The sequence below is a fragment of the Kitasatospora sp. NBC_01246 genome (genome assembly GCF_036226505.1).
Lineage (GTDB): Bacteria > Actinomycetota > Actinomycetes > Streptomycetales > Streptomycetaceae > Kitasatospora.
This window is the reverse complement of sequence record NZ_CP108484.1, coordinates 1,337,711-1,363,411: the sequence shown is the minus strand read 5'-3', so window position 1 is coordinate 1,363,411 and position 25,701 is coordinate 1,337,711. Positions and strand designations below refer to the sequence as shown.

At 73.4% G+C, this 25,701-nt stretch carries 27 protein-coding genes; 18 read left to right on the top strand and 9 right to left on the bottom strand.

All coding sequences use genetic code 11. The annotated features are described in order from the left end of the window. Positions 1 to 3: 3 nt before the first annotated feature. The 14 genes from OG618_RS06140 to hypE all read left to right on the top strand — a co-directional run bounded on the left by OG618_RS06140 (position 4) and on the right by hypE (position 12,809). On the top strand, positions 4 to 1,059 hold the full coding sequence (locus OG618_RS06140) for a hydrogenase expression protein HypE (RefSeq protein ID WP_329486184.1): 1,056 nt from the start codon (positions 4 to 6) through the stop codon (positions 1,057 to 1,059). Between the two features lie 81 nt (positions 1,060 to 1,140). Beyond that, positions 1,141 to 2,925, top strand: coding sequence for a nickel-dependent hydrogenase large subunit (locus OG618_RS06135; RefSeq protein ID WP_329486183.1), 1,785 nt, complete (start codon positions 1,141 to 1,143; stop codon positions 2,923 to 2,925). Continuing rightward, positions 2,922 to 3,389, top strand: a complete 468-nt coding sequence (locus OG618_RS06130) for a thioredoxin (RefSeq protein WP_329486182.1) — start codon at positions 2,922 to 2,924, stop codon at positions 3,387 to 3,389. The genes OG618_RS06135 and OG618_RS06130 overlap by 4 nt, the downstream gene beginning before the upstream one ends. Continuing rightward, entirely contained in the window at positions 3,386 to 4,036 is a 651-nt protein-coding gene (locus OG618_RS06125; protein ID WP_329486181.1) for a DUF5947 family protein, read from the top strand. Before OG618_RS06130 ends, OG618_RS06125 begins: the two co-directional genes overlap by 4 nt. Next, on the top strand, positions 4,033 to 4,677 hold the full coding sequence (locus tag OG618_RS06120; RefSeq protein WP_329486180.1) for a DUF6084 family protein: 645 nt from the start codon (positions 4,033 to 4,035) through the stop codon (positions 4,675 to 4,677). The genes OG618_RS06125 and OG618_RS06120 overlap by 4 nt, the downstream gene beginning before the upstream one ends. After that, positions 4,674 to 6,044, top strand: coding sequence for a hypothetical protein (locus OG618_RS06115; protein ID WP_329486179.1), 1,371 nt, complete (start codon positions 4,674 to 4,676; stop codon positions 6,042 to 6,044). Before OG618_RS06120 ends, OG618_RS06115 begins: the two co-directional genes overlap by 4 nt. Further along, positions 6,041 to 6,547, top strand: coding sequence for a hydrogenase maturation protease (locus OG618_RS06110; protein ID WP_329486178.1), 507 nt, complete (start codon positions 6,041 to 6,043; stop codon positions 6,545 to 6,547). Before OG618_RS06115 ends, OG618_RS06110 begins: the two co-directional genes overlap by 4 nt. Further along, positions 6,541 to 6,645, top strand: coding sequence for a DUF6893 family small protein (locus OG618_RS38000; RefSeq protein ID WP_396486495.1), 105 nt, complete (start codon positions 6,541 to 6,543; stop codon positions 6,643 to 6,645). The genes OG618_RS06110 and OG618_RS38000 overlap by 7 nt, the downstream gene beginning before the upstream one ends. Positions 6,646 to 6,764: 119 nt before the next feature. Next, positions 6,765 to 7,145, top strand: coding sequence for a hydrogenase maturation nickel metallochaperone HypA (hypA, locus tag OG618_RS06105; RefSeq protein ID WP_329486177.1), 381 nt, complete (start codon positions 6,765 to 6,767; stop codon positions 7,143 to 7,145). A gap of 5 nt (positions 7,146 to 7,150) precedes the next feature. Then, a complete protein-coding gene (hypB, locus tag OG618_RS06100) occupies positions 7,151 to 7,954 on the top strand; it encodes a hydrogenase nickel incorporation protein HypB (RefSeq protein WP_329486176.1) in 804 nt (267 codons plus the stop codon). Next, positions 7,951 to 10,272, top strand: a complete 2,322-nt coding sequence (gene hypF, locus OG618_RS06095) for a carbamoyltransferase HypF (protein WP_329486175.1) — start codon at positions 7,951 to 7,953, stop codon at positions 10,270 to 10,272. The genes hypB and hypF overlap by 4 nt, the downstream gene beginning before the upstream one ends. Before the next feature lie 14 nt (positions 10,273 to 10,286). After that, positions 10,287 to 10,574, top strand: coding sequence for a HypC/HybG/HupF family hydrogenase formation chaperone (locus OG618_RS06090; RefSeq protein WP_329486174.1), 288 nt, complete (start codon positions 10,287 to 10,289; stop codon positions 10,572 to 10,574). Further along, entirely contained in the window at positions 10,571 to 11,695 is a 1,125-nt protein-coding gene (gene hypD, locus OG618_RS06085) for a hydrogenase formation protein HypD (RefSeq protein WP_329486173.1), read from the top strand. Before OG618_RS06090 ends, hypD begins: the two co-directional genes overlap by 4 nt. Before the next feature lie 40 nt (positions 11,696 to 11,735). Then, the gene (gene hypE / locus OG618_RS06080; protein ID WP_442906934.1) at positions 11,736 to 12,809 is read left to right on the top strand and encodes a hydrogenase expression/formation protein HypE; all 1,074 of its coding nucleotides are present in this window, start codon (positions 11,736 to 11,738) and stop codon (positions 12,807 to 12,809) included. Between the two features lie 164 nt (positions 12,810 to 12,973). On the opposite strand, the gene OG618_RS06075 is transcribed toward hypE, so the two are convergent. Both OG618_RS06075 and OG618_RS06070 read right to left on the bottom strand, forming a co-directional pair. After that, positions 12,974 to 13,429 carry a hypothetical protein gene (locus tag OG618_RS06075; RefSeq protein ID WP_329486171.1) on the bottom strand — a complete coding sequence of 152 codons (456 nt, stop codon included), beginning with the start codon at positions 13,427 to 13,429 and terminating at the stop codon, positions 12,974 to 12,976. A 243-nt stretch (positions 13,430 to 13,672) separates the two neighbouring features. Beyond that, positions 13,673 to 15,022, bottom strand: a complete 1,350-nt coding sequence (locus tag OG618_RS06070; protein WP_329486170.1) for a M14 family metallopeptidase — start codon at positions 15,020 to 15,022, stop codon at positions 13,673 to 13,675. Positions 15,023 to 15,207: 185 nt separating this feature from the next. Between OG618_RS06070 and OG618_RS06065 the strand changes: the two genes are divergently transcribed. Then, entirely contained in the window at positions 15,208 to 16,044 is an 837-nt protein-coding gene (locus tag OG618_RS06065; RefSeq protein ID WP_329486169.1) for a hypothetical protein, read from the top strand. A 55-nt stretch (positions 16,045 to 16,099) separates the two neighbouring features. Here OG618_RS06065 and OG618_RS06060 read toward each other — a convergent pair whose 3' ends face one another. Next, positions 16,100 to 17,146 (bottom strand): cytochrome P450, encoded by a 1,047-nt coding sequence (locus OG618_RS06060; protein ID WP_329486168.1) that lies wholly within the window; start codon positions 17,144 to 17,146, stop codon positions 16,100 to 16,102. Positions 17,147 to 17,227: 81 nt separating this feature from the next. After that, entirely contained in the window at positions 17,228 to 17,305 is a 78-nt protein-coding gene (locus OG618_RS37995) for a tryptorubin family RiPP precursor (RefSeq protein ID WP_350540985.1), read from the bottom strand. Between the two features lie 615 nt (positions 17,306 to 17,920). Between OG618_RS37995 and OG618_RS06055 the strand changes: the two genes are divergently transcribed. Beyond that, positions 17,921 to 19,192 (top strand): serine hydrolase domain-containing protein, encoded by a 1,272-nt coding sequence (locus OG618_RS06055; protein WP_329486166.1) that lies wholly within the window; start codon positions 17,921 to 17,923, stop codon positions 19,190 to 19,192. 46 nt (positions 19,193 to 19,238) lie between these two features. Here the strand turns inward: OG618_RS06055 and OG618_RS06050 are convergent, their stop codons facing one another. The 5 genes from OG618_RS06050 to OG618_RS06030 all read right to left on the bottom strand — a co-directional run bounded on the left by OG618_RS06050 (position 19,239) and on the right by OG618_RS06030 (position 23,147). Then, positions 19,239 to 20,234, bottom strand: coding sequence for an aldo/keto reductase (locus tag OG618_RS06050; protein WP_329486163.1), 996 nt, complete (start codon positions 20,232 to 20,234; stop codon positions 19,239 to 19,241). Between the two features lie 117 nt (positions 20,235 to 20,351). Beyond that, positions 20,352 to 20,681, bottom strand: coding sequence for a hypothetical protein (locus OG618_RS06045; protein WP_329486162.1), 330 nt, complete (start codon positions 20,679 to 20,681; stop codon positions 20,352 to 20,354). 115 nt (positions 20,682 to 20,796) lie between these two features. After that, a complete protein-coding gene (locus tag OG618_RS06040; RefSeq protein ID WP_329486161.1) occupies positions 20,797 to 21,096 on the bottom strand; it encodes an SHOCT domain-containing protein in 300 nt (99 codons plus the stop codon). A 52-nt stretch (positions 21,097 to 21,148) separates the two neighbouring features. Continuing rightward, positions 21,149 to 21,607: a DUF6325 family protein gene (locus OG618_RS06035; protein WP_329486160.1), complete on the bottom strand. Its 459-nt coding sequence runs from the start codon at positions 21,605 to 21,607 to the stop codon at positions 21,149 to 21,151. 163 nt (positions 21,608 to 21,770) lie between these two features. After that, a complete protein-coding gene (locus tag OG618_RS06030) occupies positions 21,771 to 23,147 on the bottom strand; it encodes a hypothetical protein (RefSeq protein ID WP_329486159.1) in 1,377 nt (458 codons plus the stop codon). Positions 23,148 to 23,507: 360 nt separating this feature from the next. Between OG618_RS06030 and OG618_RS06025 the strand changes: the two genes are divergently transcribed. Then, a complete protein-coding gene (locus OG618_RS06025) occupies positions 23,508 to 23,960 on the top strand; it encodes a DUF7144 family membrane protein (protein ID WP_442906765.1) in 453 nt (150 codons plus the stop codon). Between the two features lie 99 nt (positions 23,961 to 24,059). Next, on the top strand, positions 24,060 to 25,673 hold the full coding sequence (locus tag OG618_RS06020) for an MFS transporter (protein ID WP_329486158.1): 1,614 nt from the start codon (positions 24,060 to 24,062) through the stop codon (positions 25,671 to 25,673). The last annotated feature ends 28 nt before the right edge of the window (positions 25,674 to 25,701 follow it).

Genomic DNA, 25,701 nt, shown 5'->3' with positions numbered 1-25,701 from the left:
CTCATGGGTGCTGCAGCAACGAGCGCCACCGACGCTGACGTGGTGCACATTCTCTGGATCAACGCGGGCCTGAGCTGCGACGGTGACTCGGTCTCCCTGACCGCGGCCATGCAGCCGAGCATCGAGGAGATCGTCACCGGCGCGCTGCCGGGCCTGCCGAAGATCGCCGTCCACTGGCCGCTGATCGACTTCGAGTGCGGGCCGGTCCAGGGCGCGGACAACTTCGTGGAGTGGTTCTTCAAGGCGGACCGCGGGGAACTCGACCCGTTCGTCCTGGTCGTCGAGGGATCCATCCCGAACGAGAGCATCAAGGAGGAGGGCTACTGGTGCGGTTTCGGCGACGATCCGCGGACCGGTCAGCCGATCACCACCAGTGAGTGGCTGGACCGGCTCGCGCCCAAGGCCACGGCGGTCGTCGCGATCGGCACCTGCGCCACCTACGGCGGCATCCACGCCATGGCCGGCAACCCGACCGGCGCCATGGGCGTTCCCGACTACCTGGGCTGGGACTGGAAGTCCAAGGCCGGCCTGCCCATCGTCTGCGTGCCGGGCTGCCCCATCCAGCCCGACAACTTCTCCGAGACCCTGACCTACCTGCTCTACCAGCTGGCCGGCTCCGCGCCGATGATCCCGCTGGACGACAAGCTGCGCCCGACCTGGCTGTTCGGCGCCACCGTGCACGAGGGCTGCGACCGCGGCGGCTACTACGAGCAGGGCCAGTTCGCCACCGAGTACGGCACCCCGGAGTGCCTGGTGCGGCTGGGCTGTTGGGGCCCGGTCGTCAAGTGCAACGTCACCAAGCGCGGCTGGATCAACGGCATCGGCGGCTGTCCCAACGTGGGCGGCATCTGCATCGCCTGCACGATGCCCGGCTTCCCGGACAAGTTCATGCCCTTCATGGACCCGCCGCCGGGCTCGCACATCTCGGCCAACGCCAGCTCCGCGTACGGCGCGGTGATCCGGCGACTGCGCTCGATCACCATGAAGACCCTCGACAAGGAACCGAAGTGGCGCCACCCGGGGCGCACGCTGACGACCGGTTACCGCACACCGGGGTGACCAGGCGGGCCGCCGCACCCCCGTGCGGCGGCCCGCTCCGCCGCTGACCCTCCCCGCTTCCAGAAGGGCACGACAGACACGATGGCACCGACGACGAAGGCAGCCGGCGACGGCAGCGGCCTGGTGGAGATGTCCTGGGACCCGATCACCCGGATCGTGGGCAGCCTCGGCATCCACACGAAGATCGACTTCAAGCAGAAGAAGGTGGCGGAGTGCTACAGCACCTCGTCGGTCTTCCGCGGCTACAGCGTCTTCATGCGGGGCAAGGATCCGCGCGACGCGCACTTCATCACCAGCCGCATCTGCGGCATCTGCGGCGACAACCACGCCACCTGCTCCGTCTACGCGCAGAACATGGCGTACGGGGTGAAGCCGCCGCACCTCGGTGAGTGGATCATCAACCTCGGCGAGGCCGCCGAGTACATGTTCGACCACAACATCTTCCAGGAGAACCTGGTCGGGGTCGACTACTGCGAGAAGATGGTCCGCGAGACCAACCCCGGCGTCCTGGAGCTGGCCGAGCGCACCGCGGCCCCGCACGCCGGCGACCACGGGTACCGGACGATCGCCGACATCATGCGCTCGCTCAACCCGATCGAGGGCGAGTTCTACCGCGAGGCGCTGCAGGTCAGCCGCTACACCCGGGAGATGTTCTGCCTCATGGAGGGCCGCCACGTGCACCCCTCCACGCTCTACCCGGGCGGCGTCGGCACGGTGGCGACGGTCCAGCTCTTCACCGACTACCTGACCCGGCTGATGCGGTACGTGGAGTTCATGAAGAAGGTCGTGCCGCTCCACGACGACCTCTTCGACTTCTTCTACGAGGCGCTGCCCGGCTACGAGGAGGTCGGCCGGCGCCGCATCCTGCTCGGCTGCTGGGGGAGCCTCAACGACCCGGACCACTGCGACTTCACGTACCGGAACATGACCGACTGGGGCCGGAAGATGTTCGTCACCCCGGGCGTGGTCGTCGACGGCAAGCTGGTCACCAACGACCTGACCGAGATCAACCTCGGCATCCGCATCCTGCTCGGCAGCTCCTACTACGAGGACTGGGAGGGCAAGGAGCTCTTCGTCACCCACGACCCGCTGGGCAACCCGGTCGACCCCAGGCACCCCTGGAACCAGCACACCGTCCCCGCGCCGCAGAAGCGCGACTTCGACGACAAGTACAGCTGGGTGATGTCCCCCCGCTGGTTCGACGGCAAGGACCACCTCGCGCTCGACACCGGCGGCGGCCCGATCGCCCGCCTCTGGTCCACCGCGCTCTCCGGGCTGGTCGACATCGGCTACATCAAGGCCACCGGCCACAGCGTGCAGATCAACCTGCCGCGCTCGATGACCAAGCCGGAGACCACCTTCGAATGGAAGATCCCGCGCTGGAGCAACGCCATCGAGCGCAACCGCGCCCGGACGTACTTCCAGGCCTACGCGGCCGCGGCGGCCCTGCACTTCGCGGAGAAGGCCCTCGCCGAGGTCCGGGCCGGGCGCAGCCAGACCTGGGAGCGCTTCGAGGTGCCGGACGAGTCGATCGGCTGCGGCTTCACCGAGGCCGTGCGCGGCGTGCTGTCGCACCACATGGTGATCCGCGACGGCAAGATCGCCAACTACCACCCGTACCCGCCGACGCCGTGGAACGCCAGCGTCCGCGACAGCTACGGCACGCCCGGCCCGTACGAGGACGCGGTGCAGAACACGCCGATCTTCGAGGAGAACTCGCCGGAGAACTTCAAGGGCATCGACATCATGCGGGCCGTGCGCAGCTTCGACCCCTGTCTGCCCTGCGGCGTCCACATGTACGTCGGCGGCGGCCGGACCGTGCAGAAGATGCACGTCCCCACCGGCCTGAGCGGGCTCACCGCATGACGGCGGAGGAGACCGGGCTGCGGATCCAGGAGGCGCTGGACCAGCTGGCCGGCGGCGACGGGCAGGGGGCCGGCGAGCAGCTGGTCCGCGAGCTGATGGCCTTCTACGGGGACGGCCTCACCCGGCTCGTCCGCGCCCTGCCGCCGCAGACGCTGCGGCAGCTGCTGGACGACCAGGCGGTGGCCGGGCTGCTCGTCCTGCACGACCTGCACCCCGAGGACGTCACCGCCCGGATCGCCCGCGCGCTCGCCGCGCTGCCCGAGCCGGTCGAACTGCTCGGCTTCGACCCCGCGACCGGCACGCTGCGGCTGCGCCGGAGCAGGAGCGGTTGCGGCTGCGGGGAGCAGGACGTCGAGGCCGTGCTGGCCTGTCACGCCCCCGAGGTGACGGCCGTGGAGCTGGAACGCGCGCCGCAGCTGCTGCAGATCGGCACCCGGCCGCCGGCCTCGGCGGAGGTGCGGTGAGCGCCCGTCAGCTCTCCCGCCCCGGCGCCGCCCTGCTGCGCCGGCTGCGCGAGCCCGCACCCCCGCAGCCGGAGCGCTGCACCTTCTGCGGCCAGCAGCTCCCGCGGGAGCACCGGCACCTGGTGGACACCGAGGAGCAGTCCCTCACCTGTGTCTGCACGGCCTGCGGGCTGCTGTTCCAGCAGCCCGGCGCGGCCGGCGGCCGCTACCGCGGCGTGCCCGACCGCTACCTCGCCGAGCCGGACCACCGGTTCGGCGAGGAGCAGTGGGCGGCGCTCGGCATCCCGGTCGAGACGGCGTTCCTGTTCCGCAACGCCCGGCAGGACCGGCTGGTGCTGCTCTACCCCGGCCCGGGCGGTGCGACCGAGAGCGAACCGGACGAGGCCGACTGGCGGGCCGCGCTCGGCGCGAGCCGGCTCGCCGCCGAACTGGAGCCCGACGTCGAGGCGTTGCTGCTGCGGCACCCGGCGGCGAGCCCGGTCCAGTGCTTCCTGGTGCCGATCGACGTCTGCTACGAGCTGGTCGGCCGGCTGCGGCGGTGCTGGAAGGGCTTCGACGGCGGGGCCGAGGCCCGGGCCGAACTCGACGCCTTCTTCGCCCGGGTGGCCGCCCGGGCCCGCGCGCTCCAACCGGAGGGGGCCTCGTGACCGCGCTGTCCTTCGCCTGCACCGGCGTGCGGCCCGACCCCCACGCGGCCGGGCCGACGCTGGTCCTGCGGCTGCGGATCACCGCCCCCGAAGGGACCAGGGTGCACGCCCTGGCGCTCCGCTGCCAGCTGCGGATCGAACCCGCGCGGCGCTCCTACGGCGAGGCCGAGGGCGAGCGGCTGGCCGACCTGTTCGGCGAGCGCTCCCGCTGGGGCGGCACGCTGCACCCGGTGCAGTTCGCCCAGGTGCCGCTGATGGTGCCCGGCTTCACCGGGGAGACCGAGGTGGACCTGCCCGTCCCGTGCACCTACGACATGGACGTGGCCTCCGCCCGCTACCTCGCGGCGCTGGACGGCGGTGACGTCCCGCTGCTGCTGCTCTTCTCCGGCACCGCGTTCACCGGCCCGGGCGGCTTCCAGGTGGCCCCGGTGCCCTGGGACCGGGAGGCGACGGTGCGGATGCCCGTGCGGGTGTGGCGGGAGATGATCGAGCAGCACTTCCCGGGCTGCGGGTGGCTGCGGCTGCCGGCCGAACTGATGGCGGAACTGCTCGCCTACCGTTCCCGGCGGGCCCTGCCGTCCTGGGACGCGACCGTGCGCGAGCTGCTCGACGCGGTCCGGACCGAGGAGGTCGCCCGGTGAACGCGAACGCCTTCACGGCCGAGACCGAGAGCCGGTTCGCGCAGGCCCGGCAGATCGCCGACGCCGTCCTCTTCGAGGGCTACGTGCTCTATCCCTACCGGGCCTCGGCGGCCAAGAACCGGCTGCGCTGGCAGTTCGGCGTCCTCGTCCCGCCCGGCTACGGCGAGGACAGCGGTGAGCACTCCCACCAGCGCACCGAGTGCCTGATCGAGCCGCGCCCCGGCGACCGGCTGGCGGTGGAGCTGCGGTTCCTCCGCGCGCAGCGGCGGACCGTCCAGCGCGCCACCCCGGGCGGCGGCTTCGAGCCGGTCGACGAGCTGGAGCTGGCCGACCGGGTGCTCGTCCCGTGGGACGAGGGCGTCGAGGAGCGCGTGGAACTCGTCCTCCCCGTCGACGAGCTGGCCGGCGACGGGATCGTCCGGCCGTTCCGGCTGCCGGCCTGCGAGGAGATGGAACTGCTCCGCGAGGACGGCGTGACGGTCGGCCGGCTGCTGCGCCGGCGCGAACAGGCCGACGGCCTCCTGCGGCTGACCGCCCGGGACGTCCCCGGACCGTACGAGGTGCGCAGGCTCGCGGTCGTGGTGGAGAACACCGCGCCGTGGCAGCCGGGGCCGGGCGACCGGCGGGAGGCGGCGCTGCCCCGCGCACTGGTCTCGGCACACCTGCTGCTCGGCCTCGACCGGGGCACCTTCCTGTCGGTGACCGACCCGCCCGAATGGGCGAAGGCGGCCGTGGCCGAGTGCCGCAACGAGCACACCTGGCCCGTGCTGGCCGGCCCGCCCGGGCGCGACCAGGTGCTGCTCTCCTCGCCGATCATCCTGGAGGACCATCCGCTGGTCGCCCCGGAGAGCCTCGGCGCGCTCTACGACGCGACCGAGATCGACGAGATCCTCGCCCTGCGGACGGCGGCGCTGACCGAGCGCGAGAAGCGCGAGGCCCGGGGCACGGACGAGCGGGCGGGCGCCGTGATCGACCTCGCCGAGTCGATGCCCCCGGAGGTCCTGGAGCGGCTGCACGGCGCCGTCCGGGGCCTGCGCGAGATCACCGGGTCCACCGCCGAGCAGCCCTGGTGGGACCCTGGCAACGACCCGGAGGTGGACCCGGACCGGGACCGGGTGGTGGTCGACGGCCGCGAGGTCGGGGCCGGCAGCCGCGTCCTGCTCCGGCCCGGCCGGCGGCGCACCGACGCCCAGGACCTCTTCCTGCACGGGCGGACCGCCGTGGTCGAGGCCGTGCTGCACGACGTCGACGGCTCGGTGCACCTCGCCGTCACGGTCGAGGACGACCCGGGCGCGGACCTGTGGCGCGCCCAGGGCCGGTTCCGGTACTTCCAGCCGGACGAGGTCACCCCGCTGGAGGACTCGTGAGCACGGGCCGGGTGCTGGTGGCCGGGGTGGGCAACATCTTCCTCGGTGACGACGGGTTCGGGGTGGAGACGGTCCGGCGGCTGGCCGGGCACCCGCTGCCGGCCGACGTCGAGCTGGTGGACATCGGGGTGCGCGGAGTGCACCTGGCCTACCAGCTGCTGGACGGCTACCGGACGCTCGTGCTGGTCGACGCCACCGCGCGCGGAGGCGAGCCGGGCACGGTGTACCTGATCGAGGCGGACGCCGGCCCGGTGGAGGCGCCCGTCATGGACGGGCACCGGATGGGGCCGGACGCCGTGCTCGCGCTGCTCGCCACGCTGGCCGCCGGGACGGGCGGATCCGCGCCCGAACGGGTGCTCGTGGTGGGGTGCGAGCCGGAGTCGCTGGAGGAGGGCATCGGGCTCAGTGCCCCGGTGGCCGCAGCCGTCGAGGAGGCGGTCGAAGTGGTCCTGCGGATCGTCGGATCGGACGCGCAGGCGCAGAGAGAGGCGTCACCATGCTGAAGAACCTGCTGTGCGCGGCCGTCGCGGCCGCGGTCGTGACCCTGGTCTGGCAGAGCCTGCCCGACCTGAAGCGCTACCTGCGGATCCTGCGGATGTGAGGCCGGATTGCGGCGAACGGTGTACTCCGGGCGCGGTGGCGGCGCGGCTGCGGCCGAGGCCGCCACCGCGCCCTTGTAATGAAGCCTGTCGCCTCCGGCGAGGGGAGGGAGTGGGCCCGATGCACGAGATGTCGATCGCGACGGCCGTCGTCGAGCAGGTGGACGCGGCAGCCCGGGACCACGGGGCGGTCGCGGTGGAGAAGGTGCGCCTCCAGGTCGGCGAACTCGCCGGGGTGGTGCCCTCCGCGCTGGACTTCTGCTTCGAACTGGCCTGCGCCGGAACGCTGGTGGAGGGCGCGAAGCTGGAGACCGAGGCCGTCGCGGCGCGTGCCAGGTGCACCCCGTGCGGCGTCGAGTGGGCCGTGGGCATGCCGCCCGACCTCGGGTGTCCGCGCTGTGGCGGCGCCCGGGTCGAGCTGCTCGCGGGCCGGGAGTTGCAGATCCTCGGCGTCCAGTGGGCCGAGCGCCCGGTGGGCGCGTCGGCCGACCAGGAAGGCTGAAACCGATGTGTCGCACGGTGGAACTCCGGCAGGCGGTCCTCGCCCGCAACGACGACGGCGCCCGCGAGCTGCGCGCCGAGCTCGCCGCGCGCGGCACCGTCGTGGTGAACCTGCTGTCCAGCCCCGGTAGCGGGAAGACGGCGCTGCTGGAGGCCGAACTCGGGCTGGCCCGGGCCCGCGGCGTGCCGGTGGCCGCGCTCACCGCGGACCTCGCCACCGAGAACGACGCCCGGCGGCTGGCCCGTTCGGGCGCGCCGGTGAAGCAGGTGCTCACCGACGGGCTGTGCCACCTGGAGACGGCGATGCTCCGCGAGCACCTGGCGGGCTGGCTGCCGCCGGACACCCGGCTGCTCTTCGTCGAGAACGTCGGCAACCTGGTCTGCCCGGCCTCCTACGACCTCGGCGAATCCCTGCGGGTGGTGCTCGCCTCCGTCACGGAGGGGGAGGACAAGCCGCTCAAGTATCCGACGGCCTTCGGGCTGGCGAACCTGGTGCTGGTGACCAAGGCCGACCTCGCGGTGGCGGCGGAGTTCGACGAAGCCGCGTTCCTGGCGAGCGTCGCGCGGGTCAACCCAGGGGTGGAGGTGCTGTTCACCTCCGTCCGGACCGGGCAGGGGGCAGGGGTGCTGCTGGACCGGGCGCTCGCGGTGCTGGACGGTGCCGAGGCCCACCGGCCGGTGATGGCCGGCGCCCCGGGGCACGGGCACTCCCCCGGACACCCGCACGCGCACGGGCCGGGTGAGGGGCACCACCACGGGGACGACGGCGCGCACGCGCATCCGCACGCCCCGGTGGCGGAACGGTCGTGACGGCCGGTCGGCCGGCGGCCGGGCCGCAGCGGCGCCGGGTCGCCGTCCGCGGCCTCGTCCAGGGCGTCGGGTTCCGGCCGTTCGTCTTCACGCTCGCCGCCGAGCTCGGCCTGGCCGGCACCGTCACCAACACCGGGGACGGCGTGCTGGCCGAGGTCGAGGGGCCGCCGGAGTCGGTGGACGCGTTCTGCCGCCGGGTCGCCACCGACGCGCCGCCGCTGGCGCGGGTCGCCTCGGTCGAGCACGAGGCGCTGGCCCTCACCGGCGCGGCCGGGTTCGCCATCACCCCCTCCAGGACCGACGGCACCCGCCGCACACTGATCCCGCCCGACACCGCGACCTGCGCGGACTGCCTCGCCGAACTCGCCGACCCCGGCGACCGCCGCTACCGGCACCCGTTCATCAGCTGCACCAACTGCGGTCCCCGGCACACCATCGTGACCGGTCTGCCGTACGACCGGGCCAACACCACGATGGCCGGCTTCCCGCTCTGCCCGGACTGCGAGCGGGAGTACACCGACCCGGCCGACCGGCGCTTCCACGCCCAGCCGCTCTGCTGCCACGCGTGCGGACCGAGGCTCGCCCTGGTCGTGCCCGGGCTGCCGTCGCTCGACGGCGAGGCGGCGCTCACCGAGGCCCGGCGGCTGCTCGCCGACGGCGCGATCCTGGCCGTCAAGGGCATCGGCGGCTACCACCTGGCCTGCGACGCGCTGAACGAGCGGAGCGTGGCCCGGCTGCGCCGGCGCAAGCGGCGCGGCGCCAAGCCCTTCGCCCTGATGGCGCGCGACCTCGCCGAGATCGCGCGGCTGCTCCGCCCCGACCCGGTCGAGGAGGAACTGCTCACCGGCGCCGTCCGGCCGATCGTCCTGCTGCGCCGCCGGGGGCCGCTGCCGGCGGCGCTGGAGGCGGTGGCGCCGCGCAGCCCCGACCTCGGGGTGATGCTCCCCTACACCCCCCTGCACCAGCTGCTGATCGCCCCGCCCGGCCCCGGGCTGCTCGTGATGACCAGCGCCAACCTCTCCGGCGAACCGGTCGTGACGGAGGACCGGGACGCGTTCGCCCGGCTGGCACCGCTGGTCGACGCCTGGCTGACGCACGACCGGCCGATCCACGTCCCGTGCGAGGACTCGGTGGTGCGGGTGGTGGACGGCGAGCAACTGCCGATCCGGCGCTCGCGCGGCCACGCACCGCTGCCGCTGCCGCTCCCGGCCCCCGTCCGGCCCGTGCTGGCCGTCGGCGGCGACCTCAAGAACACCTTCGCGCTGGCCCAGGACGGCTACGCCTGGCTGTCCGGCCACATCGGGGACATGGACGACCTCGCCACCCTGGAGGCCTTCGACCGTGCGGTGGCCCATCTCGGCGCGGTCACCGGCGTCCGGCCCGAGCTGCTGGCGGTGGACCGCCACCCCGGCTACCGGTCCGTGCGGCACGCCCGGAGCACCGCCGGCGGGCGGGAGGTGCGGACGGTGCAGCACCACCACGCGCACGTCGCCTCGGTGATGGCCGAACACGGCCTCGACGGCGGCCGGCCCGTTCTGGGGGTCGCCTTCGACGGCACCGGCTTCGGTGACGACGGTGCGGTGTGGGGCGGCGAGGTCCTGCTGGCCGACTACGACGGCTACCGCCGCCTCGCCCACCTCGCCTACGTCCCGCTGCCGGGCGGGGACGCCGCGGTGGCGCGGCCCTACCGGACGGCGCTCGCCCAGCTGTTCGCGGCCGGGCTCCCGTGGGCGCCCGAGCTGCCACCCGTCCTGGCCTGCCCGGAGAACGAACGGCTGGTACTGAAGCGGCAGTTGGAGCGCTCGCTGAACTGTGCGCCGACCTCCAGCATGGGGCGGCTGTTCGACGCGGTGTCCGCCCTCGCCGGGATCTGCCAGCGGGTCGAGTACGAGGCGCAGGCGGCGATCGAGCTGGAGGGCGCGGCGCTGGCGCACGGCCCGGCCGAGGGGGCCTACGCCTTCGGGCTGCGGCCGGTGGACGGGACGCTGGTCGCAGACCCGGCGCCGGTGCTGGCCGCGGTGGTGGCCGACCTGGCCGCCGGCGCCCCGGCCGGCCTGATCGCGGCGCGCTTCCACGACGCGGTCGCGGGGCTGGTCCGCCGGGTCTGCGCGGTGGCCCGGGAGGAGCACGGGACCGGGACGGTCGCGCTGACCGGCGGGGTCTTCGCCAACGCGCTGCTGTCCTCGGCCTGCGCGGAGGGCCTGCGGGCGGACGGATTCACCGTGTTGCGGCACCGCCGGGTGCCGCCCAACGACGGAGGACTGGCGCTCGGGCAGCTGATGGTGGCCGCCCGGGCCGCCGGCCCGGCCGCCATCTGAGAGGAGAGACCCGGATGTGTCTGGCGGTGCCCGGAAGAGTGGTGGAGATCGCGGAACGCGACGGAGCCAGGATGGCGGTCGTCGACTTCGGCGGAGTCGTCAAGGACGTGTGCCTGGAGTACCTGCCGGACCTGCGGGTGGGTGAGTACGCCATCGTGCACGTCGGGTTCGCGCTGCAGCGCCTGGACGAGGAGTCGGCCCGCCGGACGCTGGATCTCTTCGCCGAGATCGGCCTGCTGCAGGAGGAGTTCGGCGATCCGTGGGAAGCGGCGGCCGCGGCCGTACGGGAGGAGCAGCAGTGAAGTACCTGGAGGACTTCCAGAACCCGGAGCTGGCGGCCGGCCTGCTCGCGGACATCAGGGCGACGGTCACCAGGCCGTGGGCGCTGATGGAGGTGTGCGGCGGGCAGACGCACACCATCATCCGGCAGGGGATCGACCAACTCCTCCCGGAAGAGGTCGAGTTGATCCACGGGCCGGGCTGCCCGGTCTGTGTCACCCCGCTGGAGGTGATCGACCGGGCGCTGGCGATCGCGGCCCGGCCCGAGGTGATCTTCTGCTCGTTCGGCGACATGCTCCGGGTGCCGGGCAGCGACCGCGACCTCTTCCGGGTCCGGAGCGAGGGCGGTGACGTCCGGGTGGTCTACTCGCCGCTCGACGCGCTGAAGGTCGCCCGGGAGAACCCGCACCGCGAGGTCGTCTTCTTCGGCATCGGCTTCGAGACCACCGCTCCGCCCAACGCGATGGCCGTCCACCAGGCCCGGAAGCAGGGGCTGCGCAACTTCAGCATGCTCGTCTCGCACGTCCGGGTGCCCCCGGCCATCGAGGCCATCATGACCTCGCCGGACTGCCGGGTGCAGGGCTTCCTGGCCGCCGGGCACGTCTGCAGCGTGATGGGCACCGGCGAGTACCCCGAACTGGCCGAGCGCCACCGGGTGCCGATCGTGGTCACCGGCTTCGAGCCGCTCGACATCCTGGAGGGGATCCGGCGCACCGTGCGGCAGTTGGAGCGCGGCGAGCACACCGTGGAGAACGCCTACGCCCGGGCTGTGCGCCCGGAGGGCAACCCGGCGGCCCGGGCCATGCTGGAGGACGTCTTCGAGGTGGCCGACCGGGCCTGGCGCGGGATCGGGGTGATCCCGCGGAGCGGCTGGCGGCTCTCCCCGCGCTACCGCGACCACGACGCCGAGTACCGCTTCGACGTCACCGGCATCACCACCCGCGAGCCGGCGCAGTGCCGCAGCGGGGAGGTCCTCCAGGGGCTGCTGAAGCCCGACCAGTGCGAGGCCTTCGGCACCACCTGCACTCCGCGCACCCCGCTCGGCGCCACCATGGTGTCCAGCGAGGGGGCCTGCGCCGCGTACTACCTCTACCGCCGGCTGAGCACGCCGGCCGTTCCCCGGGAGGCGAGCCCCGTTGGCTGAGGCCGAGGTTCTGACCGGGTCGGGCGCCGTGCCGGTGGCCGTGCCCTCCGAGGCGCCGTCCGAGGCGCCGGACTTCTCCGGGTGGAGCTGCCCGCTGCCCCTGCGCGACCACCCCCGGGTGGTGATGGGGCACGGCGGCGGCGGCGCGATGTCGGCCGAGCTGGTGGAGAACATCTTCGCCCCGGCCTTCGGCGGCGCCGCGCTCGCCGCCCTCGGGGACTCCGCCGTGCTGGAACTCGGCGGAGCGAGGCTCGCCTTCTCCACCGACTCCTACGTCGTGCGGCCGCTGTTCTTCCCCGGCGGCAGCATCGGGGACCTCGCCGTCAACGGGACGGTCAACGACCTCGCGATGAGCGGGGCCCGGGCGGCCTACCTGTCCTGCGGGTTCATCCTGGAGGAGGGCGTGGAGATGGCCGTGGTGGACCGGGTCGCCCGGGCGCTCGGGGCTGCCGCGCGACTGGCCGGGGTGGAGGTCGCCACCGGTGACACCAAGGTCGTCGAGGCCGGTCACGGCGACGGCGTCTACCTCAACACCGCCGGCATCGGCCTCGTCCCGGCCGGGGTGGACATCAGGCCGCAGCGGGCCGCCCCCGGGGACGTGGTGATCGTCAGCGGGGAGATCGGGCTGCACGGGGTCGCGATCATGAGCGTGCGCGAGGGCCTGGAGTTCGGCGTGGAGATCGAGAGCGACTGCGCCGCGCTCGGCGGCCTGGTGGACGCGATGCTGGCGGTCACCCCGGACCTGCACGTGCTGCGCGACCCCACCCGGGGCGGCCTGGCCGCGGCGCTCAACGAGATCGCGGCGGCGGCCGGGGTGGGCGTCAGGATCGGCGAACGTGCCGTGCCGGTGCCGCCGCAGGTCGCCAACGCCTGTGCGGTGCTGGGCCTCGACCCGATGTACGTCGCCAACGAGGGCAAGCTGGTGGCCTTCGTGCCGCGCGAGCAGGCGGACGCGGTGCTCGCCGCGATGCGGGCGCACCCGCTGGGCGCGGGAGCGACCGTGATCGGCGAGTGCGTGGCGGAGCACCCCGGCATGGTCGTCGCCCGCACGGCGCTCGGCGGCACCCGGGTGGTCGACCTGCCGATGGGCGAGCAACTGCCGCGCATCTGTTAGGTCCTGAGGGCTGGCCTGGCTCGCTCCGGCCAGGCTCGGCGGGCCCGGCCGGGTGTGCGCCCGGCCGGGCCCGGTCATGTCCGCCGGGCGCACCGGCGAAGGGCCGGACCGGTGGGGGCCCACCCGCCGGTGGGCCCCCACCGATCCGGCCGGCTGCCGCACCGTCAGCAGGTGACCGGGACCTCGGTGGTGACGGGCCTGGCGGGCCAGCCGGCGGACGAGACCGCGAACGAGGCGCGCACGGTGGAGCCGCACGGCACCGTGCCGCGCACGCCCTCGACCAGCACCGACCGGCTCTGGAAGGTCAGCGTCTGCCGCGTCGTCCCGAGGGTGATCCCGCCGGCGACGCTGCCGGTCAGGACCGCCTCGACCTCCGTCGGCCGGGGGAGCGGGCTGCCGGGGCTCGGCGGGCCGGCCAGGCCGATGTGGCCGGAGAACTCGATGCTGTCGCCGCTCACGGTGGCGCACACCTTGGTCGCCAGACCGGCCTGCAGACCGTAGTTGTCGCAGATCACCGTGGGGGCGTCGGCGACGGCTGCCGCACCGGCCGGAGCCGCGACGACCGGAACCGTACCCAGGGCGACCGCTGCGGCGGCCGTCGTCAGGATCTTGCGAGTCATGGGAAGCCTTCTCCTGTGTGAAGGGGGCTCCTGGGCGGTCCAGGAGCTCGTTGCAATGTGATATTGCACTATGCTCCTTGAACTGAGGCATCGTCAAATTGAACGGGAGACGACGAGTTGGCATGGAGGACGTTCGTCCGGAACGCGCACCGTCAGCGCGGGGGTCCCGGAACCGCTCCCGCCGACGCCGGGACGCCGCACCGGCCGGGTCCGTGAGGCCCCGGCCGGTGCGGCGTCCGCGGTTCAGGAGGCGATGCCGCAGTACTGCTGCTGCTTGCCGATCGCGCGGTACATGCAGTCGGCGGTCTCCACCAGGCGCAGCACCGCCTCGCGGTTGCGGCTGGTCTCGCGCCCGATCACCTCGTCGGGCGGGTAGAAGCCGCTGCTGCCGTTCGGGCCGGGGTACATCTCGAAGGTGTAGGCGAAGACCCGCTGGGTGCCCCACAGCCAGTCGTCGATCGAGCCGTCGGTGATGTACAGGTCGCTCGACTGCTCGGGGGTGTAGCCGTTGGTGCCGGCCATGGCCCGGCCGAAGGTCGCGAAGGTGTTGTACTCGTCGGCCGTCATCCCGGTGGCGGTGTTGGCCGTGGTCCAGCCGAACGGCCAGAGCACCAGCTGGCTGTAGGTGTGGAAGTCGATGGCGGCGGTGATCTGCTGCTTGCCGCCGACCACGCGGGTGCGGACGAAGTCGGCGACCACCTTGGTCTCCTTGGCGGACTCCGGGGCGGCGCCCCGGTAGGTCTCGTTGGAGGTGGAGCCGGAGGAGCCGCCGCAGCAGCCCCACTTGTAGTCCCAGTTGCGGTTCAGGTCGGTGCCCACGCTGCTGCTGCCCGCGTTGGGCTGGCGGTCCTTGCGCCAGCTGCGGTAGCGGCCGGTGGCGATGTCGTACTCGCCGCCGTCCGGGTTGAGGTCGGGGATCACCCAGATCTCCCGGCTGTTGACGGCGTTGGCGATCCGGCCGTCGGTGGCGTACTTGTCGCCGAACTCGTGGAGCAGGTACAGCGACATCTCGACGGTGAGGTGCTCGCGGGCGTGCTGGTGGGCGGTGAACAGCACTTCGGGTTCGTTCTCGTCGGTGCCGACGTTGTCGCTGATCTTGACGGCGACGATCGGCCGGCCCTCGTACGAGGTGCCGATGACCCGCTTGCTCATGATGTCGGGGTGCGCCGCCACGACGGCGTCGATGTCGGCGGTGGCCTCCGCGTAGTTGTGGTACCCGGAGTCGGCGGACGGGAAGTCGTACACCGCGGCGCCGGCGCCCGGTGTGCCGGCCCCGTCGCCGTACACCGGCTCCGGCAGCGGGCTGGGGGACCAGCCGAGCGCCCGCAGCCGGTCGGCCTCGGCGGTGGTCGCGGTGACCACCACGGAATCGGAGCGCACGGCGTCGACGGACGCGCCGGTGGCGGCGACGGCGGTGCGTTCGGCGACGGTGCGGGGGCCGTCGAGGACGTACTGCCGGGCGGAGTCGGGGGCCGCGGCCGGGCCGGCGGTGACCGGCTGGGCGGCGACCTGGGTGGTGAGCGGGGAGGCGAGCGCGAGAGCCAGCACGGCGGCGGCGACCGCGGCGGGCTTCCCTCGGCGGGGCAGTCGCATGACTGTCCTCCTGTGGGGGGTCCGTAGGGACGGAACGGGGAGGAGGTGCGGCGCGCGCCAGCACGATGGTGCGCCGCTGTCATGGATTCGTCAAGGAGTCGGGCTGCCACCGGTGCCCGGGGCCCCGGCCGGGCCCGGACCGGCCGGTGGGTATGTTGGGCCGCCACCGACCGAGGAGCCGCCACGTGCCCGCCCGCCCCAGCGTTCTGTTCGTGACCGACCTCGCCTACCAGGCCCGGGGCCGGCGGTACTGCGACGAGGACATCCGGCTCTCCGCCCGGCTCCGGGTCGACTTCGACATCGCGCTCTGCCACCCCTTGGACGCGGCCGCGCTGATGGACGGCTTCGACGCCGTGCTGGTCCGCAACAGCGGCCCCGTCCTGCACTACCAGGAGCGGTACGAGGCCTTCCGGGCCGCGGCGGAAGCACGCGGCACCCGGGTCTACAACCCGCTCACCGGGCGCGGTGACATGGCCGGCAAGCAGTACCTGCTGGACCTCACCGAGGCCGGGCACCCGGTGATCCCCACCGTCGACCGGCCCGAGGACCTGGACCGCCTGCCCGGCTGCGCCCAGTACGCCGTCAAGCCGAAGGCCGGTGCGGACTCCATCGGCCTGGCCTTCGTCGACCCGGACGGGCTGTCCGGCCTCGCGTACGGCGACATCCTCGTCCAGCCGCGCGTCGACTTCCGCTACGAGGTGTCGTTCTACTTCGTCGACGACACCTTCCAGTACGCGCTGTACGCGCCGGATCCCGAGCGGCGCTGGATCCTGGAGCCGTACCACCCCACCGACGCGGACCTCGCCTTCGCCCGGGGGTTCATCGACTGGAACACGCTCGACCACGGGATCCAGCGGGTGGACGCCTGCCGTGCCCCGGAGGGGGAACTGCTGCTGGTCGAGCTGGAGGACCTCAACCCCTACCTGTCGCTGGACCGCGTGGCCGAACCGGTCCGGGAGGCCTTCGCCACCGCCCTGACGGCCTCGCTGCACCGGTTCCTGGCCGGCGCGCCCCTGGGCTGAGGCGGGCGGCCCGTGCCGTCCGGGACCGGGAGGGGCCGGGCCCGGACGGCACGGCTCAGCGCCGGACCAGCCGGACGTCGGAGACTTCGAGCAGGCCGTCGAGTTCGACCTTGCCGACGGTCTGCTCAGGGTTCACCACGAGACCGTCCCGGCGCACGATGTCGAGGAGCCGTTCGGCCAGCGGCATCACCATGTGCCGGCCCCAGCAGCGCTCGTTCACATGGCCGAACGGGAGGTACCCGGGGTGGTCGTCGGGGTCGAGGTCGGCCCAGCGCTCAGGGCGGTAGCTGTCCGGGTCCTCCCAGAGCCGCGGGTCGCGGTGGCTCACCAGCGGGAGGATCAGCAGGTCGTCCTTGGCCCCGATCCGGTCGTCCACCGCGGTGAACTCGGGGGAGGCCATCCGCAGGATGTTCCAGGACGGCGGCAGCAGCCGGAGGGACTCCAGCAGGACGTCCCGGTTCGACACGCCGTCCTCGAAAGGCGAACCGAGCCAGAGCGCATTCGTCACGAGGGCGGACACGGTGAAACAGATCGGGGCGGCGACCCGCCGGTAGAGGTACATCGCATACCGGCGGTCGTCATAGCTCTCGGCGTCCAGCACGCGGGCCGCCAGATTGGACAGCGGGATTTCCGTGCCGGGCTTTCCGAGCATGGCGGTGCCGGCCGCGACGGCCGCCCAGGTCAATTTCGGTGTGAGTTCCAGGCGGCGGTCCACCAGGACGCGGAAACGGAAACTCTCCCGGCCGAAGACGAGATCCCGGAGATAGACGTGCGCGACGTGCGGCCATTTCCCGGTGAGGTCGACCTCGTCGCCGAGGGGCTTCTTCAGCGCCGCGCGGACGTCGGCGGAGACGGCCTGCATGAGCGCCGACGCGTCCGTCCGGGTGACGGACCGGCCCTGGACGGGCTTGAAGGTCGGGCGCTCGGAGTCGTTCGCGGGCCGGCTGCGGAGCAGGCTGTCCATCAGGTCGGCGCCGGCGACCCCGATGGTGTCGTGCTCCAGACGGAAGAGGTCCGCCCCGCGGTACCTGCGGAGAAGTTCCTCGATCCGCGGTGCGAAGACGGTGGCCCGGGCGCTCCTGCCGGTACTGGACATGGGCATCGGTGAACTCCAAGGGTGAAAGGCGCGGGCCCGGTGAGACGACTGCTCACCGGGCCCGCGCCCGGTAGACGAACTACCCGACTAGATCCAGCCGTACCACGCGTAGGCCTTCAGGCTCTTCTCCGGCATGACCTTCTTCACGAAGTGGACGAGCTTCATGGCAGTACCTCCGTCTGGCGGTGAACAGGACGAATCATGCAAAGGCTCGACGGGTTTGCGGTGATTACTCGCTGAATTCCGCGATCCGCTTTCTCGTCGCTCCGAAGTCAAGCCCGGGGCCAATAGAGCGTCAAGTGACGCAGCTCACTCGCCGCTCCGGCGGGCCGGTGGGTTTCACGGCCGACTGCTGCCGATTGCCGACGGAAGGGGCGGAATGGTCCGACTTGGGCGGATCGTGCCCATCGGAGAAGTTGCGCGGCGGGGGCGGCCGGGCTTCCGCGCAGGTCGCGGCGCTGTTCCGGGTGGCGGCCGGGTGAACGGGGGGCGTCCGGCGCCCGGCGGGGCGAGGGCGGTCCGCCGCGTACGGAGGGCCGACCGAACGTTAGGTTTGCCCGTTCGGGCAAGGCGGGTGCCCCCGCGCTCCGGAGTGTGCCCGCAGGGTGGGCGGTGCGCTGTCATGGCATCGTCACCGACCGTCGACCGAGGGTCGGTCCACATGGTCCGGTGCGCGACCCGAGCGGTGACGGACAGTCAACATCTGTCACGCAGAGGAGATATGATCTTGGTCTGCGCGGACCCGCCGCGCGGGATGCCAACGAGACAGGGGACTTGTCGATGGTGACGATCGGGCTCACGCGCGCCGGAGCGCTGGCGGCCGCCGCCGCGCTGATGACGACCGCCTTCGGGACGGGGGCGGCCACCGCGGCGCCGCGGGCCGCCGCACCGCCCCTCCCGGACACCACCGCGGTGCGGGCCGCACTGCGGAACACCCTGGACGCGGGCGCCCCCGGCGCCTTCGCGGTGATCAGGGACCACGGCCCGGGCGAGCGCGAATGGTCGCTGACGATGGGCAAGGCCGACCTCGGCGGCGCCTCGATGAGGGCGGACCGGCAGTTCCGGGTGGGCAGCAACAGCAAGATGTTCGCCGCCGTGCTCGTGATGCGCCTGGCCGAACAGGGGCTCGTCGACCTGGACAGGCCGCTGCGCGACTACCTGCCCCAGGGCACCCTGCCCGAGGGCTGGACGATGACCGGCCGCCAGGTGATGCAGCACCGCGCGGGCATCTACGACCACACCGACGACCTGCTCGAACAGAACGGCGAGGAGACCACGAGCGCCTTCGAGGCACGCATCCGCAACACCGTCTACACACCGCGGGACTTGGTGGCGCTCTCCGTCAAGCACGGGGTGCGGAGCGCCCCGGGGGCGGCGTACGCGTACTCCAACACGGACTACGTCCTGATGGGAATGGCGGTCGAGTACCTCACCGGCCGGGCCTACGCCGACGTGCTGCGCGAGCAGATCATCGAGCCGCTGAAGCTGCGGCAGACCTCCTTCGTGGTGCCCGAGAAGCGCATCGCGGGCCCGCACATCACCGGCTACCTGACCAACGACGACCGCGCCAAGCCGCTGCTGGACTCCACCGAGCAGACCGCGTCCTGGCTGTGGAGCGCCGGCGGCGTCATCTCCTCCGCCGCCGACATGGACCGCTTCCTCACCGCGCTGGTCGCGGGCCGCGCCGGCGGGCTCGTCTCGGACGACTCGCTGCGGCAGCTGACCGCCGTCCTCCCCACGCCCACGGCGAAGGTCGGCTACGGACTCGGGGTCCGCCAGATCGCGCTCTCCTGCGGGACCGTCCTCGGCCACGGAGGCATCGTCCAGGGCTTCCAGACCCAGAGCTTCGTCACCCCCGACGGTCGGCGCAGCGTGGTGGTGTTCGCCAACGCCTCCAACAACGGGGCCGTCACGACGGGGCTGATGAGCGTGCTGGAGCCGGCCTTCTGCGGAGAGCGGCCCGCCGCCCCGGCGGCCCGGACCGCGCCGGCCGCGGCCGGCGGCGGCGCGTCGGACCGCGTCGTCCCGGTGGTGGAGGACACCCGCGTCTGACCGGCCGCGGGCCCCAGCCGGCTGCGGCGGGCCGTCCGGCCCGGGCTCACTCCCAGGGCAGCGCGGCGCGGCTGCGCCAGTACGCCTCCGCGGGCTCGGCGAGCACGGTGAGCGCGGCGAGGTCCGCGGCGGCGAGGTCGAGCCCGGCCGCGGTGAGGTTGGAGGCCAGCTGCTCCGCGGTGGCCGCGCCGGAGAGCACGATGTCGGCCCAGGGCCGGGCGGCGGCCGCGGCGAGGGCGAGCGCGTCGCAGGAGGCGCCGGTGCGGGCGGCCAGCTCGCGCAGCGCGACTGTCCCGGGCCCGGTCGCGTTGCGGTCGGCGAGCCGGCCGTTGGCCATGCCCTCCTTGACCACCACCAGCCAGCCCGCCGCGTGCGCCTCGGCCAGGGCGGGGCCGGCGGACGGCTCCAGCAGGTTCCAGGTGGACTGGACGGCGGCGAACAGCGGCCGCCCGGCCACGGTCACCTCCAGGGCCGCCCGGACGGTGGCGGCCTGCGCCGGTCCGCTGGTGGACAGGCCGACCCGGACGCCCTCGGCGGCCAGCGCCGCCAGCCGCTCGTGCAGCGCCCGGTCGCCGAGCGCCGGGCTGTCGGGGGTGACCGAGTGCACCAGGTACACCTGCGGCAGGCCACCCAACAGCTGCCTGGTCTCCTCGATCTGACGGTCGAACACCGCCGTCGAGTGCTCCTTGACCTCGTGCACCGGCACCCCGGAGGCCCGCCAGTCGGCGGTGTAGGTGTAACCCCACTTGCTGCCGATCACGACCTCGGGCGCGAGCCGCGGCCGGGCGGCGAGCCACCCGCCGACGAACTCCTCGGCGCGGCCGTAGGAGCGGGCGGTGTCGAAATAGCGCACCCCCGCCGCGTAGGCGGCGTCGAGCAGGTCGTGCGTCCGCTCCCGCATAGCCTCGACGGTGCGCCCGGCCGGCAGGTCGAGCTCGCGCCCGAGCGTGATGTAGCCGGGCCGCCCGACGGCGGCGGTGCCCAGGCCGAACCGCGCGAGTGACGGTGCGGCGGCTGGTCCGGTGGCGGGTGCGGTCGGCATGGGCGGGGTCCCTTCGGCGGTCCGGGCGCGGCGGCGGTGGTCCGCCACCCGCATCCGAACCCTAACTTCCGCCGGGGGAGCGCCTCCGACCTGGCCCGACGCCGGCCGTCGACGCCGTCAGCCGTACCAGGAGACCTCGGTCGGTCCGGCCCGGCGCGGCACCTCGCGTTCGGGCATCGGCAGCCGGGTGTCGCCGTCGACCAGGGTGGCGGACGGGGCGCCGCGGACCGCGCCGGGCAGTTCGGCCTCGACGGTGACCGGGCGCGGCGGGGTGGTGGGCAGCGTGGTGCTGAGCGGGCACACCTGGGCGTGGTGGCCGGGGATCCGCTCGGCGGCGACCTCCTTGCCGTCGACCAGCAGCTCCACCGCCCGGGTGCCGCCCAGGTGGATGCCGACGGTGACCGAGCAGCCGGCGTACTCGCAGTGGAAGTGGTACTCGCGGCTCATGGGACCGCCTCCCTGTCGCGGCAGACCGGTGTTCACCGGCTGCGTCGGGGCACCGGCCGGGGCGAAGGCGCCCTCGCCGTGGCCGCCGGCCCGGGGTGCGGGCCGGCGCCGCCGGTCAGGAGCCGAGCAGACGGGACTTCTGTGCCGCGAACTCGGCGTCGGTGAGCACGCCCTGGTTCTTGAGCTCGGCCAGCTGCTTGAGCTGGTCGAGCCGGGTGGCCATGTCGTCGGGCTCGGCGGCGGGCGCGACGGGCGCGGCGGGTGCCGCCTGCGGTGCGGCGGGCTGGGCCTGGGCCTGCGGTGCCTCCTGCTGGGCCCAGCGGCCGGCCTGCCGCCGGGAGACGCGGTTGGAGACGGCGGTCGCCGTTCCGGCGACGACGGCGGTTCGGGCGACGCCGCGAAGGAGTCCTGGCATGGCGAAACCTCCTTGACCTTCGGGGTGGGGCGAGCGGACGGGCAGGGCGGGTTCAGCGTCCGTCCTTGCCCTCGGCCGCTTCGAGGGAGGCGAGGATCGCCTGGACGGGGATGCGGCCGTCCGCGACCAGCCGCGCCCCGCTGCGCCGGAGGGCGGCGGCCAGCGGGCCGGCCCAGACGTTCTCGTAGACGAGGACGGCGGCGGAGCTGCCCGGCTCCAGGACGGCGGCGGCGTCGGCGAGGTCCTCCTCGTCGAGCAGGCCGGAGGAGACGCCGTCGAAGACGGCGAGGTCGAGCAGGCCGTCACCGGTGAGGTCGGCGAGTTCCAGGCCGGTGACCGAGCCGTCCGTCTCCTTGCGGACGAAGGTCAGGTCGAGGATCCGGATGATGCCCCGGTCGACCAGGTCGACCAGCAGTGGCAGTCCTTCCCCGTTCATCCGGCTGCCAGGGAACTCGACGACGATGTAGTCGATCGGTCCGGTCTCGTTCAGCTCGTTCAGCTCGTCGCTCATGTCGGGTCCTCTCCGGTCGGCCGGGCGGAGGCTGTCGGCCGATGCCGTGGCGGTACGCGCCCGGGAGGGCGGCGCGCGGTGCCCGCTCCTGCCATTCCAGCAGTGCCCGCCGCACCGCGCATCCCGGCCCGGCGGGGCGGCCCGGGAGCCGGGCGGCGGGCGCTCAGGCGTGGGTCGGCGGCCCGGTACCGGAGACGGTGCCGGGCCCGGGGCCCGGGGCTCCGTCCGGGCCGGTGACGGTGCCCGGGCCCGGGCCGGTGTCGAGGAACTCCCGGATCAGGAAGGCGAGCAGGACCACCAGGGTGATCCACAGGACCACCGCCGTGGTCGGGTAGTTCCAGGTGGCCAGGACGACCGCCGCCACGGCGAGGATCAGGGCGCCGATCCACCGCTTGAAACGGTGGACGAACGGGCCGACCGGGCCCAGCCGCATCCCGATGCCGAACAGCACCTCGCGCAGGGCGTCGACCATCCGGCGGCAGGCGGTGCGGATCGCGACGGCGGCGCGGGACGGCCCGATCAGGAGCGCGCCCAGGGCGGTGACGACGGCCACTGCGAAGACCACCCGGATGCTCGCGCGCATGAACCGGATCAGGGTGTCGTAGACGGCGCCCGCGGCGGCCTGGTTCGCACCCGGTGGCAGGCGGTCGAGGTAGTACGCGCGGAAGACGGTCAGGACGATGCCGAGCAGCAGCATGGCGAGTGCCACGCCGACGGCCGCGCCGACCAGGCCGCGGCGCCGGTTGGAGGCGAGGAAGACGCCGCCGGCGGCCACCAGGACGGTCACCACCGGGAGCCAGGAGCCCATGATCTCCAGCAGCCGGAAGTACGTCTTGACCTTGCCGATGTCCTCGGACTGGAAGACCACGAAGTCGGTGTGGACCTCCGGGATCTTGGAAGCGATCCCGAGTCCGGCGTCCACCAGCTCGGTCTTCACCTTCGCCACGATCGGCGCGATGTCGATGCCGACCTGATTGTTGGTCAGCGTCACCGCACCGCCGCCCTTGCCGGTGAGGGCCTTGTCGAGGGCGGTGTGGATCAGCCGGTTGGCGTCGACCCAGATCGACTCGAAGGCACTGCTGGTCACCACCCGGTCGACGGTGGTGTGCACCAGGTCGTTGAGGCCGCTGGTGATGGGCCCGCTCAGACCGCCGATCAGGGTCGCGAGCGGGGCCGGCACGCCCTGTTCGGCGGCCGCGTCGGAGAGCTGCTTGACCAGCCCGTTCACGTCGATCTGGTCCAGGACGACCTGGGTGACCCGGGTGGTGACGGCGTCCTGCACCGCCGGATCGGTGGCCAGTGGCGCGACCGTGGAGACGTAGCGGTCGGTGTTGCCGACGATGTCGCTCGTCCAGACCGCGAGGACGGAGATCAGCGAGAGCAGCGACGCGATGACGATGACCACCACGGATCCGGAGGTCCGCAGCCGGTGGTGTTCCCGGTGGCGGGGTGGGGCGGTGCGCTCCAGCGCGGCGATCCGGGCCTTCAGGTGCTCGACCTCGTCCGGCGGTTGCGGCGCGGGCCTCGGTGGTGGTTCCACCGCGGGCCGCGTCGGTGGCTCCGGGGCGGAGGCAGCCGGCGGCGGAGCAGGGTGCGGGGGCCGGTCGCCGGGCGGTTCGGCGCCGTTCGCTCCTGCGGGATCCGCTCCGGAATCCGTCGGGGCCATCGCACTCTCCCTGGGGTCGGACGCTTGCCCCGCCGGGGAGCGCACGTGGTGACAGCTCCTCCCCAGCAGAGCCGCACACGCCCCGGCCCACCAGCGGGAACGGCCGTACGGGTGGCGGCCGGGGGCTCCGGCACGGGGCGCGCCCGCGGCGGGGGTGTGGAACGCTGGAACGTGGAGCCGCCGCCGGGTCCGGACCCATGGGCCTGCCGGCTCCCCGAGAGTTCGGAGGCCCTCATGGCCGGCAATCTCAATCCGCCCCCGCCCACCGGTGCCGATCCGGCACCGCCCGCGGGCTCCTCGGGGCACCTGCTGCGATCCGGGTGGATCGTGCTCGCGGGGATCCTGATGGTCTTCGGCGGGACGATGGCGATCTTCGAGGGGATCGCGGCCATCGCCAAGGACGATCTGTTCGTCCGGACGAACGACTACGTGTTCCGCTTCAACCTGACCGGCTGGGGCTGGATCCACCTCATCCTCGGCCTCCTCGTCGTGCTGGCCGGGGTCATGGTGTTCACCGGAGCCGTGTGGGCGAGAGCCGTCGGCGTCGTCCTGGCGGGGTTCAGCCTGATCGCCAACTTCCTCTGGCTGCCGTACTACCCCTTCTGGGCCATCGTGCTGATCGCCGTGAACATCTTCATCATCTGGGCCCTGTGCGCGGGGACGCTGCGCGGGCGGGACGTGGTCTGACCCCGGGTGCGGCGCGCCCGGCGCGCCGCACCGCAGACCCGCTCCGACCGGCCGACTCCCGGGTGGCCGCGTCCCGCCGCCGCTGCGACGATGCGGCCCATGACACCCAGCGCAGGCACTTCCTCCGCGGTCGGCGGGTTCGTCCTGCCGACCCTCGCGGCCGGCCAGTTCCTGATGGCGCTCGACAGCTCCGTCATGAACGTCTCCATCGCGACGGTGGCCGACGACGTCGGGACGACGGTGGCCGGGATCCAGGGCGCCATCACGGCGTACACGCTCGTGATGGCGATGTTCATGATCCCGGGCGGCAAGGTCGGGAAGCTCATCGGCCGGCGACGGGCGTTCATGATCGGCTGCGTCATCTACGGCTGCGGTTCCCTGACCACCTCGCTCGCCCCCAACCTGGCTGTTCTGCTGTTCGGCTGGTCCTTCCTGGAGGGGGTCGGGGCGGCCCTCATCCTCCCGGCGATCGTGGCGCTGGTGGCCGGCAACTTCGCCGCCGGGCGCCGACCGGCCGCCTACGGGTTCGTCGCCGCGGCGGGGGCGGTGGCGATCGCGCTGGGGCCGCTCATCGGCGGTGTCGCGACGACGTACTTCTCCTGGCGCTGGGTCTTCGCCGGCGAGGTTGTCATCGTCCTCGCCATCCTGGTGTTCGCCCGCCGGCTCGCCGACGCCCCGCCCGCCGACCGGGCCGGGCTCGACCTGGTCGGCGCCCTGCTGTCCGCGCTCGGGCTCGGGGTCTTCGTGTTCGGGGTGCTGCGCTCCAGCTCCTGGGGGTGGTTCGTGCCCAAGCCGGGTGCGCCCGGCTGGCTCGGCATCTCGCTCACCGTGTGGCTGCTGCTGGCCGGTGTGCTGCTGATCCGGCTCTTCCTGTACTGGGAGACGCGCGTCGTGGAGCGCGGCGGGGAGCCGCTCATCGACCCGGACCTGCTCGGCAACCGCCGGCTCACCGGCGGTCTGACGATGTTCTTCTTCCAGTACTTCATCCAGATGGGCGTGTTCTTCGTCGTCCCGCTCTACCTGTCCGTCGCCCTCGGCCTGTCCGCCCTGCGGACCGGCGTCTGGCTGCTGCCGCTCTCGCTGACGCTGCTGGCCGCCGCGGTCCTGATCCCGCGCCTGTTCCCGGACGTCTCACCGCGCCGGGTGGTGCGGCTGGGGACGCTGGCCCTGCTCGCGGGCGCCGTCACCCTGCTTGCCGCGCTCGACGCGGACGCGGGTGCGGAGATCGTCACCCTGCCCCTGTTGCTGATCGGCCTCGGGATGGGCGCGATGGCCTCGCAGCTCGGCGCGGTCACCGTGTCGGCCGTCCCGGACGAGCAGAGCGCGGAGGTCGGCGGCATCCAGAACGCCGTGACCAACCTCGGGTCCTCGATCGGCACCGCGCTCGCCGGGTCGATCATGATCGCCGCCCTGACGGCCTCGTTCCTGACCGCCGTGGAGCAGAACCCGGCGGTTCCGGCCGAGGTCGCGGACCGGGCGGCCGTCCAACTGGAGAGCGGCGCGCCCTTCCTGTCGGACGTCCAGCTCACGGCGGCGCTGGACGAGGCGGGCACGAGCCCGGAGGTCGCGCGGGCGGCGCTCGACGCCAACGCGGCCGCTCGGCTGGACGGTCTGCGGGCGGCCCTCGCGATCCTCGCCCTCACCGCCGTCGTGGCGCTGTTCTTCACCCAGCGGATTCCGACCGTCCAGTCCGGCCGCGAGACGCCCGCGTAGTGCCGGGTGCCTCCTCGGGGTACCGGGG